16 protein-coding genes are annotated in these 17,641 nt (G+C 44.8%); 13 read left to right on the forward strand and 3 right to left on the reverse strand.

Annotated features, from left to right (window positions below; genetic code table 11):
- The 12 genes from ftsW to lpxI all read left to right on the forward strand — a co-directional run bounded on the left by ftsW (position 1) and on the right by lpxI (position 12,823).
- Positions 1-1,173, forward strand: a complete 1,173-nt coding sequence (gene ftsW, locus HY035_05670) for a putative lipid II flippase FtsW (protein MBI3377874.1) — start codon at positions 1-3, stop codon at positions 1,171-1,173.
- A gap of 75 nt (positions 1,174-1,248) precedes the next feature.
- Positions 1,249-2,373: an undecaprenyldiphospho-muramoylpentapeptide beta-N-acetylglucosaminyltransferase gene (gene murG / locus HY035_05675; protein ID MBI3377875.1), complete on the forward strand. Its 1,125-nt coding sequence runs from the start codon at positions 1,249-1,251 to the stop codon at positions 2,371-2,373.
- 56 nt (positions 2,374-2,429) lie between these two features.
- The gene (locus tag HY035_05680; GenBank protein ID MBI3377876.1) at positions 2,430-3,821 is read left to right on the forward strand and encodes a UDP-N-acetylmuramate--L-alanine ligase; all 1,392 of its coding nucleotides are present in this window, start codon (positions 2,430-2,432) and stop codon (positions 3,819-3,821) included.
- Positions 3,822-3,828: 7 nt separating this feature from the next.
- Entirely contained in the window at positions 3,829-4,764 is a 936-nt protein-coding gene (gene murB / locus HY035_05685) for a UDP-N-acetylmuramate dehydrogenase (GenBank protein MBI3377877.1), read from the forward strand.
- 158 nt (positions 4,765-4,922) lie between these two features.
- Positions 4,923-5,861: a D-alanine--D-alanine ligase gene (locus tag HY035_05690; GenBank protein ID MBI3377878.1), complete on the forward strand. Its 939-nt coding sequence runs from the start codon at positions 4,923-4,925 to the stop codon at positions 5,859-5,861.
- On the forward strand, positions 5,851-6,630 hold the full coding sequence (locus HY035_05695; GenBank protein ID MBI3377879.1) for an FtsQ-type POTRA domain-containing protein: 780 nt from the start codon (positions 5,851-5,853) through the stop codon (positions 6,628-6,630). Before HY035_05690 ends, HY035_05695 begins: the two co-directional genes overlap by 11 nt.
- Positions 6,627-7,982, forward strand: coding sequence for a cell division protein FtsA (gene ftsA / locus HY035_05700; protein ID MBI3377880.1), 1,356 nt, complete (start codon positions 6,627-6,629; stop codon positions 7,980-7,982). Before HY035_05695 ends, ftsA begins: the two co-directional genes overlap by 4 nt.
- A 111-nt stretch (positions 7,983-8,093) precedes the next feature.
- A complete protein-coding gene (ftsZ, locus tag HY035_05705) occupies positions 8,094-9,272 on the forward strand; it encodes a cell division protein FtsZ (protein ID MBI3377881.1) in 1,179 nt (392 codons plus the stop codon).
- A 440-nt stretch (positions 9,273-9,712) separates the two neighbouring features.
- Complete coding sequence (lpxD, locus tag HY035_05710) at positions 9,713-10,735, forward strand: UDP-3-O-(3-hydroxymyristoyl)glucosamine N-acyltransferase (GenBank protein MBI3377882.1); 1,023 nt, start codon at positions 9,713-9,715, stop codon at positions 10,733-10,735.
- Complete coding sequence (gene fabZ / locus HY035_05715; GenBank protein MBI3377883.1) at positions 10,732-11,163, forward strand: 3-hydroxyacyl-ACP dehydratase FabZ; 432 nt, start codon at positions 10,732-10,734, stop codon at positions 11,161-11,163. Before lpxD ends, fabZ begins: the two co-directional genes overlap by 4 nt.
- On the forward strand, positions 11,163-11,942 hold the full coding sequence (gene lpxA / locus HY035_05720) for an acyl-ACP--UDP-N-acetylglucosamine O-acyltransferase (GenBank protein MBI3377884.1): 780 nt from the start codon (positions 11,163-11,165) through the stop codon (positions 11,940-11,942). The genes fabZ and lpxA overlap by 1 nt, the downstream gene beginning before the upstream one ends.
- A 71-nt stretch (positions 11,943-12,013) precedes the next feature.
- Positions 12,014-12,823 carry a UDP-2,3-diacylglucosamine diphosphatase LpxI gene (lpxI, locus tag HY035_05725; GenBank protein MBI3377885.1) on the forward strand — a complete coding sequence of 270 codons (810 nt, stop codon included), beginning with the start codon at positions 12,014-12,016 and terminating at the stop codon, positions 12,821-12,823.
- Here the strand turns inward: lpxI and HY035_05730 are convergent, their stop codons facing one another.
- From HY035_05730 to HY035_05740, 3 genes are read right to left on the reverse strand one after another with little or no spacing between them, the layout of a single operon-like run.
- Positions 12,824-13,939: a branched-chain amino acid ABC transporter substrate-binding protein gene (locus tag HY035_05730; protein MBI3377886.1), complete on the reverse strand. Its 1,116-nt coding sequence runs from the start codon at positions 13,937-13,939 to the stop codon at positions 12,824-12,826. It abuts the gene before it with no gap.
- A 44-nt stretch (positions 13,940-13,983) separates the two neighbouring features.
- Entirely contained in the window at positions 13,984-14,628 is a 645-nt protein-coding gene (gene thiE, locus HY035_05735; protein MBI3377887.1) for a thiamine phosphate synthase, read from the reverse strand.
- Entirely contained in the window at positions 14,621-15,556 is a 936-nt protein-coding gene (locus HY035_05740; protein MBI3377888.1) for a diguanylate cyclase, read from the reverse strand. Before HY035_05740 ends, thiE begins: the two co-directional genes overlap by 8 nt.
- 201 nt (positions 15,557-15,757) lie before the next feature.
- Between HY035_05740 and typA the strand changes: the two genes are divergently transcribed.
- The gene (gene typA, locus HY035_05745; GenBank protein MBI3377889.1) at positions 15,758-17,584 is read left to right on the forward strand and encodes a translational GTPase TypA; all 1,827 of its coding nucleotides are present in this window, start codon (positions 15,758-15,760) and stop codon (positions 17,582-17,584) included.
- The last annotated feature ends 57 nt before the right edge of the window (positions 17,585-17,641 follow it).

Consider the following 17,641-nt stretch of genomic DNA (forward strand, 5'->3'; position numbering starts at 1 on the left):
ATGAATAAAACGTATGACAGATGGTTTTTGTTAATCACGTTTTTCCTGCTGGGCCTGGGGGCGCTCATGATATACAGTTCAACGGCAGTTGTATCCCCGGCCATGTCAAAAAAAGATGTGACGCAGTTTTTTTATTTTAAGAGGCATCTGTTTACGATGCTGCTCGGATTTGCGGCAATGTTTTCCGCTTACAGATTGAGGACTGAGACTCTGAATAAGACAGCAGTGCCTTTGCTTATATTTTCCTTTCTGCTTCTTGTTCTTGTCTTTGTGCCGGGAATGGGAATATCGGCAGGCGGAGCAAAAAGATGGTTAAGACTCTGGCCGTCAACCTTTCAGCCTTCCGAGCTGGTCAAACTTTCAATGGTTATATTCCTTGCTAAATATATGTCGGCATATAATTACAGGACAGACAGCTTTGTCTCTTTTGCAAAACCTATTGCAGTTATGGCAGTGTTTCAGGCCATATTTCTCAAACAGCCTGACTTTGGCGCTGCTATAAGCCTCGGTATTATTACACTTGCCATGTTGTTCTTTTCAGGCATAAGGATGAGATATCTGCTGTCCCTAACAGTGTTCGCAATTCCTGTAATAGTAAAGCTTGTGCAAGAACCGTACAGATGGAAGCGTGTTACATCTTTCCTTAATCCATGGGAGGACCCTCAGGGAAGCGGCTTTCAACTTATACAATCGTTTATTGCCCTCGGCAGCGGAGGCATTAAAGGAGTCGGTCTTGGTGAAAGCAAACAAAAACTGTTATTCCTGCCTGAAACCCATACTGATTTTATTTTTTCGCTTGTCGGCGAGGAACTCGGACTGATAGGCGCGGGTGTAATTATTTTGCTGTTCGTGATGTTGTTTGTGAGGGGGATAGCCGTGACTAACAAGGCTAAGGACAGCTTTGTATATTATCTGTCTTTTGGCCTTTCAATAATGATTGCGCTTCAGGCGCTGATAAATTTCTCTGTTGTAACAGGGATGATTCCTACAAAGGGGCTTCCTTTGCCGTTTATAAGTTATGGGGGGTCAGCTCTGCTCGTGAATATGGCGGCAGTAGGCATTCTTCTTAATCTTTCAAAAGGGGAAGACAGCAGAAGAGTCGTTGACAGGACAAAAGAACTGGTAATGAGAAAAAAGGCGTTAAGGGCGGTATATGGGAACAAACAATTTTAAGTTGAAAGTTGAAAGTTTAAAGTTGAAAGTTCTGAAAACTTTTCACTTTTCACTCTTCACTTTTCACTTGCCGCTATGAGGGTGATTATCGCAGGAGGAGGCACCGGAGGGCACATTTTCCCGGGCATAGCCATAGCAGAGGAATTAAAAAGAAGAGAGGATAAGACAGAAGTGATATTCGTAGGCACGGAACACGGAATTGAGGCGAGGATTATTCCGCGTGAAGGGTATCCGATAAAATTTCTGAAGGCAGAAGGCTTTGTCGGCGTATCTCTGCTGAGGAAGATTAGAGCTTTATGGAAGATGCTGTTTTCAATTGTTGACTCTTACGGAATTCTTAAGGCGGTATCTCCTGATATCGTGATAGGCGTGGGAGGCTATGCGTCTGTAGGCCCAATGCTTGCGGCATCCATGATGTCAATACCCGCAATGATAGTAGAACAGAATTCTGTGCCCGGACTTGCGAATAAGATACTTGGGAAGTTTGTCGGCGCCATAGGGGTAACGTATCAGGAAAGCCTAGCGTTTTTCCCGAGGGCCAAGACATTTTTTACAGGGAACCCTATCAGGATGCGCATTCTGACAGGAAGCAGGGACGCAGCCTATGACATCTTTTCACTTGATAGAAATAAGTTTACGCTATTCGTCTTTGGCGGCAGTTCCGGCGCAAGGAACATAAACCGCGCAGTGGTGGATTCCTTTAATCATATGTTGGATCTCAAGGAGAAGATACAGTTTCTGCACCAGACAGGCGACCACGGCTACGAGCACGTCAGGGAGTCTTACCGGAAGTGGGGTTTCATGGGTACGGTGACGCCGTTTATATATCAGATGGCAGAGGCGTACGCAGTTGCAGACCTCGTAATATCAAGAGCAGGCGCAACAACCCTTGCTGAACTCACCGCTATCGGCAAGTCTGCAATCTTAATTCCGTATCCCTATGCAGCAGGACATCATCAGGAGCTTAATGCAGGCAAGCTGCTTGAGATGAAGGCCGCAAGGATGATACTGGACCATAAAGTAACAGGAGAAATCCTTGCAAAACATATCAGAGAGCTTTACGAGAATAAATATCTGAGGCATGAGATGGAAAAGCAAAGCCGATCCGTTGGCAGACCGGATGCTGCTCAGAGAGTAGTTGATATTGCGATAAGCCTTGCGAAGGAAAATAAAAATGCAAAAAGAAAAATTCAAAAATAAGGAATTCGTTAATTGCACACTTTTAATTTTTAATTTTTAATTTAGAAGGAGCGGGCGTGTTTGAGCAATACAGGATAATCCACTTTGTCGGCATCGGAGGAATAGGGATGAGCGGGATAGCAGAGGTTCTTCATAACCTCGGCTACGAAGTTACAGGCTCGGATGTTAAGGAGTCTGATACGACAAACAGGCTGAACAGCCTCGGCATAAAGGTAGATATCGGACACAGAGCGGAAAATGTTGATGATGCCCATGTTGTGGTTATATCCTCTGCTGTTTCTAAGGACAATGCCGAGGTGATGGAGGCAAAAAGAAAGTCAATCCCTGTAATCCCGAGAGCTGAGATGCTCGCTGAACTTGCAAGGATGAAATACGGGATACTGGTAGCAGGCGCGCATGGCAAGACAACAACGACTTCGTTAATCGCAACAGTGATTGCAAGCAGCGGCCTTGACCCTACAGTTGTTATAGGAGGAAAGCTCAGGTCTACAGGAAGCAATGCAAGATTGGGGCAGGGAGATTTCCTTGTGGCAGAGGCTGACGAGAGCGACGGTTCATTCCTCAGGCTTTCTCCGACCATCGCAGTTGTGACGAATATAGACAGGGAACACATGGATTTCTTTAAGACAATGGATTCATTGAGAGATGCTTTTCTGTCTTTCATAAATAAAGTCCCGTTTTATGGAGTGTCGATAGTATGCATTGAAAATGAGGAGCTTTGTAAACTGCTGCCTTATGTGCACAGGCGATATATCACATACGGACTCTCGCCTGACTCTGATGTGTATGCTGCTGATATAAAGAAAGGGTTTATGACAGTGAGTTTTGACGTCGTGTATAAAGGGGAAAATCTCGGCAATTTCAGCCTGCCTGTGCCCGGCGTGCATAACATCCTCAACAGTCTCGCAGCAATAGTAACTGCAAGGGAATTGAAGATAGAGACAGGCGTAATAAAAGAGGCTCTGAAAAAATTCAGCGGGATACAGAGGAGATTTGAATTAAAAGGAGAGGAAAAAGGGATAAAAGTTTTTGACGACTATGGACATCATCCTACCGAAATAAAAGCGACTCTGAATGCGGCAAAAGATGGCCTTCTGGCCCGGCAGGGCGCAGGGAGATTATTTGTTATATTCCAGCCTCACAGATATACGAGGACCAAAGACCTTATGGATGAGTTTACATCCTGTTTTTCTGAAGCTGACATTCTTTGCTTGATGGACATATATTCTGCGGGTGAAAAACCGATAAATGGCATTGATTCCAATGCGCTGCTTGACCGCATCAAAAAAACAGGGCATAAGGATGCCGCTTATTTTCACGACAGAGAGAAACTCATGGATAATCTTCTTATGAGATTGAAAAACGGAGACGTGGTTTTCACTCTCGGCGCAGGAGATGTCTGGAAACTCGGCGAGGAGATATTGGAAGAATTAAGAATTAAGAGTTAAGAGTGAAATGAGAAACATTATCGATAAACAGTTATGGCAAGAAATAATCTCTCCGGACAGCTTTTCTGGCGAGGTGAAGTTCAAGGAGCCTATGAAGGCGCATACATATCTTCAAATAGGCGGCCCGGCAGATGTCTTTGCATGCCCGCGTGACACAGTGTCTCTGGAAAACACTCTTGCGGCGCTGAATGAAGAACGCATCCCTTTTGTAACAGTTGGCGGAGGCACTAATATCCTTGTGAAAGACGAAGGGATATATGGAGCGGTTATTTCATTAAAGAATTTCAGGCGCAGTGACATTGCAAAGGAAGAGAAGGATATGGTCATGTTTTTTGCCGAGTCAGGAACCCCGCTTCAGAAGCTTGTGAGTTTTTCAAAAGAGCAAGGATACTCCGGCATTGAAGGCCTTGCCGGCATACCCGGTTTTGTCGGAGGTGCAATCGCAGGGAATGCGGGGGCCTTCGGCTATTCAATAAAAAATGCGCTTGTCTCTGTGAGGATGATGAACCCTGATAAGGGGATATACGAGATGAGCGCCTCTGAACTCGGGCTTGAATACAGGGCGTCAAAGATACCTGAAGATACTGTTATCCTGAGCGCAAACATGAGGCTGAAAAAGGACGTTAAAGAAGACGTAGCAAAAAGGATAGATTCTTTCCTTAAGCAGAAACGCGAAACACAGCCGCTGTCAGAAATGTCGGCAGGGTGCGTATTCAGGAATCCTGAAGGCGCATCCGCAGGAAGGCTGATAGATGAAGCAGGCTGCAAGGGCATGCGAGTCGGAAATGTGGAAGTAAGCAGAATGCACGCAAATTTTTTTATCAATAAAGGCGATGCGAAGGCATCGGATTTTTTGAAGCTTATGGATGAGGTAAAAAAAAAGGTTATGAAAGTTTTCGGCACGGAGCTTGAGCCGGAGATAAGGATAGTGGGGAAGGAATGATATACCCGAAAAATAGACATAGAAAATTGTCATTGCGAGTGAAACGAAGCAATCTCGCCTTTTGCGATGAGATTGCCACGAACCCTTCGAGTTCTCGCAATGACAGGTAATTCAAGCGTTTATAGTTCTATGTCTATTTTTTGGTCACTTGAATACTTATGCTGACTGATAGAAAGATAGGCGTTTTAATGGGCGGCATATCCAGAGAGAGAGAGGTTTCGCTGAGAAGCGGGAGTGCGGTTTTCAATGCCCTGAAAAAACTCGGGTATACCGCTGTTGCGATAGATGCGGCGTCAAACATATGCGAGGTGTTGAAAAAGGAGAAGATTGATATAGCATTTCTTGTTCTTCACGGAGGCTGGGGAGAAGACGGCTCTATACAGGGGCTTCTTGAAGTTATGGGAATTCCTTACACAGGGTCTGATGTCCTTTCTTCGGCGATTGCAATGAACAAGGCGGCGTCAAAGAAGATATTCTTTTATCACAGAATTCCAGCGCCGCCATTCATAGTTCTTGATAAGAAGGCTGTCAGCTGTCAGCTATCAGCTATCAGCTTTGAAATGCCGTGGGTTGTCAAACCTGTATGTGAAGGGTCAAGCGTTGGGGTGAGCATAGCAAGAGATAAAGGACAGATTGAAAGCGCGCTCAAGACCGGGTTCTCATACGGCAGCGAGATAATCATAGAAAAATATATAGAGGGCAAGGAAGTCCATGTAGGGATTCTTAATGACAGGGCGCTCGGAGGTGTTGAGGTAAAGACATCACTTGAATTTTACAGCTACGAGGCAAAATACACAGCAGGTTTAACTGAATATATACTCCCTCCTAAAATAGATGAAGCACTGTATATGAAGGCAAAAGATATTGCCCTTTCAGCGAACAGAGCGCTCGGTTGTTCAGGAGCGACAAGGGTTGATTTGAGGATTGATAATGACGGCAATCCCTATGTGCTTGAAGTTAACACAATACCGGGCATGACAGAAACAAGCCTCTTGCCGAAGATTGCAAAGGAGGCGGGGTTTGATTTCCCTGCGCTTGTGGAGGAGATTCTTAAAGACGCAATTGAAAGAGAGCAGAGAAGGCATTATGAGGAATAACAGAAGGATAAATAAGCAAACAGCAGCGCCCAGGATTAAAAAACGGCGCTGTCTGCTTAAATTGTTTGCGCTGTTTTTGCTTATAACAGGCGCATACTGGGGCGCTAAGTATGCCATTGATACTGCACGCAAGACGCTGTTCCCTGTAAAAGAAATCGTGTTTTCAGGCAACAAACATATCTCCGAGAGCGAGCTAAAGGCGATTATGGGAATTAACGGAAATGAGAGCCTTTTTGGATTATCATCAAAAGAACTTGAGGCAAGGCTTTTGAAATCTCCATGGATAAAGGCAGTCAGCTTCAGAAAGGATTTTCCGCACAGATTTACGGTCAGGATTGAGGAGTCAACGCCCTATGCGCTTCTTGAGAGGAACGGCCGCACATTCTTTATTGATGATAAGGGAAATAGGCTTGAAGAGTTAAAGGGAGAAGCCATACCGTTTTTGCCGGTAATTTCAGGGGACCCGTTCAAAAACAGCAGTGTATTTTCTGAGGTATTGAATCTTGTAAGGACCATGAAGGATAAAGGTTTCATCGCTGTGAAGGATCGCATAGAGATCATAATACCGCGTGGAGCAGGGCCAGAGGATATTTCCATGCAGGTTGACGGCATGCTCGTAAAAGTCGGGCATGGAGAATATGAGGAGAAACTTCAGAGGCTGCTTGAGCTTGAAGATGAGATAATGCGAAGGGGAATTCCTGTTGATTATATTGATCTCAGATTCGCAAACAAGGTCATAGTTAAACCGATAAACGAGGTCATAAGATGAGGATAAGAGATCCGCTTGGACGAAAAGGAAATATTGTTGTCGGGCTTGATGTCGGCACAACAAAAATATGCGCCATTGTAGGCGAGGTTAGAGGCGGCAAGACTGATATTATAGCCATAGGTTCGGCGCCGTCAACTGGTTTGAGAAAAGGCGTTGTGATAAATATCGAGTCAACTGTTGATGCAATAAAGAAAGCGGTAAAAAATGCCGAGGCAATGGCAGGCATTGAAATAAAGTCTGTTTATGTCGGGATTGCCGGAGGGCATATAAAGGGTTTTGAGAGTTACGGGGCAGTTGGCATAAAAGGGAAAGAAGTAAAGCCTCAGGATGTTGAGCGCGCCATAGATTCTGCAAGCGTGGTATATGTTCCGCTTGACAGAGAGGTTCTTCATATAATCCCTACTGAATTTATACTTGACGGACAGGATGGGATAAAAGACCCGGTTGGCATGGCAGGGGTCAGGCTTGAGGTAAAGGTTCATATAGTTACAGGCGCGGTGTCGTCTGTGCAGAATCTTCTTAAGTGCTGTGAGAGGGCAGGCCTTGATGTCATTGATATTGTGCTTGAGCCCATTGCCTCTGCAGCGGCAGTGCTTACGGAAGACGAGAAAGACCTCGGCGCCGCGCTCGTTGATATAGGCGGAGGAACAACAGACATCGCGATATATAAAGATGGAAGCCTCAGGCACACAGCGGTTCTTGCGCTTGGCGGCAATCATTTTACGAATGATATAGGCATTGGATTGAGAATCCCTGTACAGGAGGCAGAGAGGATAAAGAAAAAATACGGCTGTGCAGTTACAACTATGGTTGACGAGGCAGAAGAGATGGATGTTGCAGGCGCAGACAAACAGGTAAGGAAAATACCGAGGCGGTATATCGCAGAGATTATCCAGCCGAGGTGTGAGGAACTTACAGAACTGATAAGGCGTGAAATAGAAAACAGTTCCGGACTTGAGCCCGGATTGTCCGGGGTTATTTTGACAGGCGGAGCATCCCTGCTTGCAGGGCTTGACAGGTTAATGGAGGCAAATCTGGGACTTTCGGTGAGAATCGGAATGCCTGATGGAATAGAGTCAAACCATATTTCACATTTACCTGATTTGCAGGGCGATGGAAACCCCGTTAGAAATCTTCAATTTCTAAACGGGGTAAATAATCCGATGTATTCAACAGGGGTAGGCCTCATTCTCCACAGCATAGATGGAGAGCCTGTCCCGAACGCTTTCGGGATTAATGGAGATATGTTTAACGGGATATTTGACCGGATGAAGGAATGGGTAAGAAATCTGTTTGGTGTTAATGGTCATGAGTTGAGAGGCAAGGCAGTGTCAATGAGGCAGAGGATATGAATATAAACAAGTTAAAAGTTGAAAGTGAAAAGTTAAAGGTTCAAATTCTTTTCCGAAAACTTTTAACTGTTAACTCTAAACTTTTAACTAAAAATAAAAAGGGGGTGTTTTATGTTTGAAATGGAAGAAGTGAGAGGGCAGGGAGCAAACATTAAGGTTATAGGTGTAGGAGGCGCGGGCGGCAATGCCGTTAATAACATGATAGCCTCTAACCTCCACGGAGTTGAATTCATAGCAGTTAATACCGACAGCCAGATACTTGAGACTTCGCTTGCCACTGCAAAGGTGCAGATAGGCTTGGAGATTACAAAAGGTCTCGGAGCAGGCTCAAACCCTGATATAGGACGGGAGGCAGCTCTTGAAGACAGGGAGGCGATTGCAGAATCTATAAGAGGAGCTGACATGATATTTATAACAGCAGGGATGGGCGGAGGAACAGGCACAGGCGCTTCACCTGTTGTCGCAAGCGTTGCAAGAGAATTAGGCGCGCTTACGGTTGCTATTGTTACAAAACCGTTTTTCTATGAAGGAAGGAAAAGGGCCATCAATGCTGACATAGGCATGAAAGAGCTTCAGGGCTGTGTTGACGCCCTCATCGTTGTTCCAAATGACAGGATAGGGCTTGTCGTTGAAAAAGGCACGCCGATGCTAAAATCATTCGCCGTGGCGAATGATGTCCTCAGACAGGCTGTTCAGGGAATATCGGATTTGATATTAATACCCGGGCTTATAAATCTTGATTTTGCCGATGTGAAGGCTGTAATGGCAGACGCAGGAAGGGCTGTAATGGGTATAGGTCTTGGAAGAGGAGACGGAGGCGCGCTTGAAGCAGCGAGAAAGGCTATTTCAAATCCTCTGCTTGAAGATTCTTCAACTGAAGGCGCAAAAGGAATTATTCTCAATATTACAGGAGGTCTTAATCTGTCGCAGAGTTCTGTTCAGGACGCCGCCGGCTTTATCTATGACCTTGCAGATAATGAGGCGAATATAATATTCGGAGCAGTGATTAATCCAGACATTGAAGATGAGGTCAGGGTAACTGTGATTGCAACAGGTTTTCAGGAAAGGAAAGAGAAGGTAGAACTTCCTCAGGTCAAAAAGTGGAATCCTGTAAAAGAACTCTCAAATTTTAAGGGCGCAGACAGGGTTCTTGCAAAGAGCCTTAAGCCTGACTATTCGGCATTGCCTCTGCCTGCCAGATGTGAGCAGGACATACCGGCACTCATGCCTTATGAGGATCCGCTTGATGTGCCTGCATTTATGAGAAAAACAGTTCAAAAAGTAATATAGGTGTTTCCCCCCAAAAGGGGCTTCCGTCCCCCCGGAAGCCCCTCTCCCCCCTTTATTATGTATAAGGAGGCTGAGCTTGTCCTTCGGCAATATTAAACTACCTTAACATTAGAGCAATAGCGCAGCAGCTCAGTAGAGCAGTAGTTTTTAGTGAAACTTGTTTTTGACTACTGGACCGCTGTTCTACTGCTCTGTAGCTCAAAAACAGACCCGTTCCGCCTCAGGCGGATTGCCTCAATACAACCCCAGCCTCCTTACGAGTAATTATCCTCAGGGAGATGTTTTTACCCCTCAGGGACAAGATGATTTCTGGAAGGGCAATATATATGAGAGAAAATAACATTTAATCTTTGTTGTCAAGCAAATCTCCTATATGGTATTCTTTCTCTATCGTTTTGTAGGGACTCACCTGTAAAAATAAAAGGGTGAAAGGATTTCGAATGAAATTGCGGGAGATTGCAGAACTGCTTGGTGGAGAGCTTGCAGGCAACCCTGACATAGAAATAAAAGGGGCTGCCGGAATATCTGATGCAGAAGACGGGGATATTACATTTCTCGCAACAGCCAAACTTACCAGTGAATGCATTGAGAGCAAGGCGTCAGCGGTAATAGTAAAAGATACTGTCCCTGAGATAAAAAAACCTCAGCTTAAGGTTTCAAACCCGCTGTATGCATTCGCAAGGCTTCTTGAACATTTTTATGTAAAGCCGTTTATAGCGTCAGGCATAAGTGATAAGGCATATGTATCTGATAAAGCCCAAATAGGGGAAAATGTATCTGTATATCCACTGGCGTTTGTTTCTGACAGGGCATCAATAGGCAGTAAGACAGTGATATATCCCGGTGTGTTCATAGGTGAAAATTCTTCCATTGGAGATGAGTGCATAATTTATCCAAATGTCACAATCAGAGAGAATGTAAAGATAGGAAACAGGGTGATAATCCATTCCGGAGCTGTAATAGGCTCTGACGGTTTTGGATATGTGATGGAGAAAGGGATACATTATAAAATCCCCCAGGTCGGAGGCGTTATCATCGGAGACGATGTTGAGATAGGAGCAAATGTTACTATAGACAGGGCAACGACAGGCAATACCATAATAGGCAGCGGCACAAAGATAGATAACCTTGTTCAGATTGCACACAATGTAAAGATAGGAGCAAACTCTATTGTCATAGCTCAGGTCGGCATTGCAGGGAGCACTGAGATAGGCAATTATGTCATCTTGGGCGGGCAGGTCGGCGTTGCCGACCATGCAAAGATTGATGACGGTGTCATGGTTGGAGCGCAGTCAGGAGCAATGGGACATGTCAAAAAAGGCATCTATTCAGGCTCGCCCATGATTCCTCATCGGGACTGGCTTAAGGCAATGGCAATATTTGCAAAACTCCCTGAGCTTAATAAGAAGATAAAAGAAGTTGAAGATAAAATTGAAAATATTGAAAGGAGAGAAAAGAGATGATGGATATTATGGGAATACAAAACATGGTTCCGCACAGGTATCCTTTTCTTATGGTTGACAGGATTGTGGAGATGGAGCCGAATGTGAGAGCTGTTGGAATAAAAAATGTAACTGTTAATGAGCCGTTCTTTCAGGGGCACTTTCCGGGAAACCCGATAATGCCCGGCGTTCTCATTGTTGAGGCAATGGCGCAAGTTGCAGGTGTGCTTGCATTCAGTTCAGGAATGCAGGGCAGTTCGGTTTATTTTATGAGCATAGAAAAGGCAAAGTTCAGAAAACCCGTTGTGCCCGGAGATCAGATAAAGCTTGAGATTAAAGTGCTTCAGCAGAGAGGCAATGTATGGAGATTTTCAGGACATGCTCTTGTTGATGAGAAGGTTGTGTCGGAGTCGGAGTTTACGGCAATGGTCATGGCAAAGGAAAAATAATGGAGACCGGAATACATAAAACGGCAATCGTAGATCCAAAGGCATTAATAGATGAAGGGGTGCAGATAGGCCCTTTCTGCATTGTAGGCGAGGGCGCCAGATTGAAGAAAGGTACCAGGTTAATATCAAATGTAATAATAGAAGGCAATACAGAGATTGGCGAAAACTGCACAATCCATCCTTTTGCAGGCATCGGGCTTCCGCCGCAGGATCTTAAATACAAAGATGAAAAAACAGGCGTAAAAATAGGAAACAATAACATCATCAGGGAATATGTAACAATCCACAGGGCATCAGTCGGCGGAGACGGAATAACTGAAATCGGCAGCAACAATTTCCTGATGGCTTATGTCCACATAGCGCATGACTGCAAAATTGGTAACAATACTGCCATGGCAAACCTGGCCACACTTGCAGGACATGTTGTTGTGGAGGACTATGCATTTATTGGTGGTATTGTTGCAATTCATCAGTTTACAAGGATTGGCGCTTATGCCATGGTGGGGGGCTTCAGCGGTGTGGGACAGGATATACCTCCCTATACAATGGCGTCAGGCCCAAGGGCAAAGCTGTTCGGGCTTAATTCAATCGGGCTTAAGAGGAACAATTTTCCTGATTCAACAATCAATGATCTTAAGAAGGCATACAGGATACTGTTCAGGGAGAAACATACGCTGAAGGATGCTCTCAAAAAGGTTCATAAAGAACTGCCCCAGACAGATGAGATGAAACACCTTGTGGAGTTTATTGAGAAGAATAAAAGGGGAATATGCAGATAGCGTAAAGTTAATAGTTAGGAGTTGAGAATTAAAAATTACAACTTTTAACTTTTAATTTTTAACTCTCAGTTATGAAAACACTTGGATTGATTGCAGGGATGGGTGAACTGCCGAAGCTTGTTGCTGAGGAGGCAAGGGAGAAGGGATACCGTGTCTTTGCCATCGGACTTGAACCTTTGGCAGACAAGAATCTTTCAGACCATGTTGATAGCGTTAAGAGAATAAGCGTAGGCAAGCTTGGTGAGATAATAGACACCCTCAAGAAGAACCACATTAAAGAGGCTGTGATGGCAGGGAAGGTTCCCAAGTCTCTGATCTTCAAAAGTAAAGTAATTCCTGATTTAAGGGCAGTGAAGCTGCTTTTTTCCCTCAAAGACAAAAGTGATGATTCCATCCTCCTTGCAATTGCAAAGGAACTTGAAAAAGACGGCATCAAACTTCTTAACACAACTGATTTCAGTTCATCTCTCATGACGCCGGAGGGAATACTCACAGAGGAGAGGCTTTCCGAAAGCGAATGGAAGGACATTGCCTTCGGATGGAAGATGGCAAAAGAAATCGGGCGTCTGGACATAGGGCAGACTGTTGTTGTGAAAGATCAGGCTGTTATGGCTGTTGAGGCGATAGAGGGGACAGATGAGGCGATTTTAAGGGGCGGTAAGCTTGCAGGAGAAGGCGCAGTTGTTATTAAGGTTGCGAAGCCCAAGCAGGATATGAGGTTTGATGTTCCCGTTGTCGGCATGAATACATTGAAGTCCATGATAGAGGTCAATGCCCGTGTCCTTGCAATAGAGGCAGACAAGAGCATTCTCCTTCAGCGCAAGAAGATTATAAAGGAGGCTGATGAGGCAGGGATATCTGTTGTGGGGTATAAGGAGTAGTTACGGCTTCCAGTATTCCTCAAATTTTCCGTTTTTTGTAATCCATACAACATAAGGCGCGACGGTTACATCGCCCTTTTCATCAAATTTGATTTTGCCGACTGCGCCGTTAAATTCCATTGAGTGAAGTTTCTCTATAATAGCCTTGCCGTCTTTTGTATCGGCTTTTCTTATCGCTGTGAGCATTACGTTTGCCGCATCGTATGCATATATTGAATAAGGCCCTATCTCGCCGAATTTTTTCTCATAAGCATCAATAAATGTCTTTGCAGTCGGGATCTTTCTTGCATCCGGGCTGAATGTAAGGTAAGTGCCCTCTGCTGCTTTTGCGCCCGCAATCTCTATAAACTTTGGGTCTATTGTGCCGTCGCCGCTCATGAGCGGAACATTAATGCCAAGCTCTTTTGCCTGCCTTACAATAAGCCCTGCCTCCGGATAAATGCCTCCGAAATATATGAGTTCAGGTTTTTTGTCTTTCATTGCTGTGAGGACTGTTTTGAAGTCCTTATCACCCTGTATGATTCCGCCGTAATAGATAACCTCAACCTTGTCTGTTATGAACTTTTTGAACTCATCCGCGAGCCCCTGTCCGTATGTTGTCTTGTCATGGATTATCGCTATCTTCTTAAGCTTGAGCTTGTTTATTACGAATTCTGCTCCTACTTTTCCCTGCTGGTCATCCCTTCCGCATACCCTGAAGACACCTTTGTATCCCTTTTCCGTAAGCAGAGGATTTGTTGAGCCCGGGGAAATCATTGGAATGCCGGCCCTGTTATAAACGTCTGACGCGGGTATTGAACAGCTTGAATTGAAATGTCCGATTATTCCAACTGCGCCTGCATTCACAATCTTGTTTGCAATAGAAACTGCCTGCTTGGGCTCATGCTGGTCGTCCTCAACCATTATCTCAATCTTCTTGCCGAGCACTCCGCCTTTGGCATTCCATTCCTCAACTGCAAGCGTGACGCCGTTCTTGAAATCGGTTCCCATCTTTGCCTGATCGCCTGTCATCGGGCCTGCAACGCCGATTTTTATAACGTCTTCTTTTTTCTGACATCCGGAAAATATCAAGGTTGATACTATAAGTGTGAGTAACAGCACAAATAATTTCTTCATGGATTTCTCCTTATCATTCTGAATTTTTAAATTTAACAATTATATTAAACAATCTGATTTTCTCTGTAAAGAACTTCTAAGAAGCGTTTTACATTATCAGCTATATCGCCCTGAATGATTCCGGACGAGACGGCAACCGCGTCTGCGCCTGAATCAATAACCGACCTGAGATTCCCAATATTTATCCCGCCGATAGCAACAACAGGAATTTTAATTAGTTTTTTGATTTCTCTCAGAGCTGCGACGCCCTTTGGTTTTCCTGCGTCCTTGGTCGCTGTGTGAAATATCGGTCCAAAGCCTATGTAGTCAGCCCCCCCTGCCTCGGCTTCAATTGCCTCATCAATACTGTGCGTTGATACGCCTATCATTTTTTCTGTGCCAAGAATCTTTCGCGCCTCTTTTAAAGGCAGGTCTGACTGCCCGAGATGAACGCCGTCTGCATTTACTGCAAGGGCAATGTCAGCATAATCATTTATGACAAATACGGCGCGGAATTCATTTGTCAATTTTCTCAAAATCAATGCCTCTCTGTAGATGTCTCTGCGTGATTTATCTTTTTCCCGATACTGGATACATCTAACACCGGAGCTGAGGACAACAGTGACGCTCTCTTTTAGAGTCAGACAGGATTCTTTTCTGCCGGTGATAAAACAGAGTCCGTTCAGGTACATTGTTTTGGCTTCAGCCAATCTCTATTCTGTTGCGTCCTTTTCTCTTTGCCTCGTAAAGGGCGCAGTCAGCTGTCTGAATCAGTTTTTCTTTACTGTCTATATCTAAGGAAAGATGGGGTATGCTCGCAACGCCGATGCTTACAGTAATCTTTTCATCAGAGATACCTGTAAATTTATGTTCTGAAATTGACGTGAGTATCCTTGATGCAGGATGCATTGCTTCTTCTTTTTTTGTCTGAGGTAAAATTACAATGAATTCTTCACCGCCCCATCTTGCAACAGTATCTATTTCCCTTGCGTTTTCTGTTATTATTTTTGCTGTCTCTTTAAGAACTGCATCTCCGGCATGATGGCCGAATGTATCATTGATAGTCTTAAAATGGTCTATGTCTATCATCATGCAGGTAAGAGGGGTTTTGTATCTGAAGGTCCTTTTAAATTCTTCTTTCAAAATGGTTTCAAGATGTCTTCTGTTATAAAGTCCTGTCAGCTGGTCTGTAATCGCCATAATTTCAAGCTGCTTTAACAGGTTTTGAAGCTGGAGATTCTTCTGTCTTAATTCATCTTGCAAGGCTTTTGTTCTCAGACATGAATATATCCTGGCATTGAGTTCCACATTATTGTACGGTTTTGGGAGATAATCATCAGCGCCAGCCTCAAGTCCGGCAACCTTGTCTGTCACTTCCCCTTTGACTGTAAGCATGATTATGGGAATTCCCTTGGTATCCTCACTCTGCTTAAGCCAGCGGCACACCTCGTTACCGCTCATGTCCGGCAGTTCGAGGTCTAACAGTATGATGTCAACAGAAGTGGTCTTTACTGACTTGATGGCAGTTTTACCGTTTTCGGCCAGTATAACCTCATAGCCGTTTTTCTCCAGAAAATCCTTTGCGGTTTCTGCCTGAGTTCTACTGTCTTCAACGAGAAGAATTCTTGCCCTTCCCATATTAACTGATAGTGTAACATTTTTATCTGAAAAAATTGATACCTTCTAAATGTGCGCCTTTATTTTTTATTACTCCGGCATTGTCCCTTCGCAACTATCTTTTATCACAATGATTAGATTATAATAAAACCCTGCGTTGTATTGCCGGAGGCCATTTCCCTGCAGCAACCAAAGAATATCAAAATGGAGAAATAAACGGATATGAAACGTGAGGATATTAGAAATATAGCGATTATCGCCCATGTTGACCACGGGAAGACAACCCTTCTTGACGGGATGCTTAAGCAGGCGGGAATCTTTCGCACCCCTGAAAAAATGCAGGAGCGTATCATGGACTCTATAGACCTCGAGCGCGAACGCGGAATCACAATCATGGCAAAGAACACAGCGGTCGAGTATAAAGGCGTGAAGATAAACATTGTCGATACTCCCGGCCATGCTGATTTCGGCGGAGAGGTTGAGCGGACACTAAAGATGGTTGACGGCGTGCTGCTCCTTGTCGATGCATCCGAGGGGCCGCTGCCGCAGACGCGCTTTGTTCTTAAAAAGGCGCTTGAGTTGGAGTTGCCTCCGATCCTTGTAATCAACAAGATAGACAGGGCTGACGCCCGGATTCAGGAGGTAATGAACGAGGTATATGATCTCTTTATAGATCTTGATGCAACTGAAGAACAGCTTGAATTTCCTGTGCTGTATACGAATGCCAAGAAAGGCACTGCAAAAACAGACATGTCCGATTTGTCCGGCAAGGCGGATGAGACGGCAGACCTTCAGCCTCTCTTCGAAACAATATTAAAGACAATTCCGGCGCCAGAGGACAACGGGAACGATATTCTGCAGATTCTTGTTACTAACATTGCCTACGACGATTATGTAGGCAGGCTGGCAATCGGCAGAATATTCTCAGGTACAGTGAAAATAGGTGATATGGTTGCAATGGTCAAGGGAGATAATGAGCTAACAAAGACAAAGGTCACATCTCTCTACACTTTTCAGGGACTCGAACGTATTGCCGCAAAAGAAGCCCGTGCAGGAGACATCGTAGCGCTTTCCGGTATAGAGGGAATAACCATTGGCGATACGATCACAAGCGCCGAAACACCAATGCCGTTGCCGCGCATTACCGTTGATGAGCCTACTATCTCCATAGTCTTTCAGGTCAATACCTCTCCTTTCGCAGGAAAGGAAGGTGATTATGTTACATCAAGAAATCTTCGTGACAGGCTCGAAAAAGAGCTTCTATACAATGTTGCCATAAAAATTGATTTTTCAGGAACCGATTCCTTTACAGTCATGGGAAGGGGAGAACTCCAGCTCGCCATCATTATTGAGATGATGAGAAGAGAGGGATATGAACTTGCAGTCTCTATGCCTGAGACAATCACAAAAACGATTAAGGGGGTCGTCCATGAACCAATGGAGATCCTTGTCATAGACGTGCCTGAAGGATATGTTGGGGTAGTGACCCAGCAGGTTGGCATGAGACGCGGGAAGATGCAGAAGATGCAGAACAACGGCTACGGCAGGGTGAGGCTTGAATTCAGGATACCGTCACGCGGGCTCATAGGCTTTAGGTCGCAGTTCCTCACAGACACAAGGGGAACAGGCTTGCTTAATCACCTTTTTGACGGCTACGAGCCGTGGCAGGGCGTGATCACGAAGAGACAGACAGGCGCGCTCGTCTCAGACAGAGCAGGGAAATCTACAATCTATGCTCTCTTTCATCTCCAGCCTCGCGGAGGCCTTTTTATAAAAGAGAACACCTCTGTTTATGAAGGCATGATTATCGGCGAAAACTCGCGTGATAATGACCTTGACGTAAATGTTATCAAGGAAAAGAAACTCACCAATATCAGGGCGTCAAATGCCGATGAGGCGCTGCAACTTATTCCGCCCAGCATCATGAGCCTGGAGCAGGCGATTGAGTTCATCAAAGAGGACGAGCTTGTTGAGGTTACGCCCCAGTCCATTCGTTTACGCAAAAAAGTGCTCGATGTGAATAAAAGGCCGAAGATACGGAAAGAGTAAAGAGGATCGTTGTTTGCTCTGATACTCTGAAACTTTTGTACTCTGCTGCTTCTCTTC

Source organism: Nitrospirota bacterium (genome assembly GCA_016195565.1).
In the GTDB taxonomy this organism is placed as follows: domain Bacteria; phylum Nitrospirota; class Thermodesulfovibrionia; order Thermodesulfovibrionales; family UBA1546; genus UBA1546.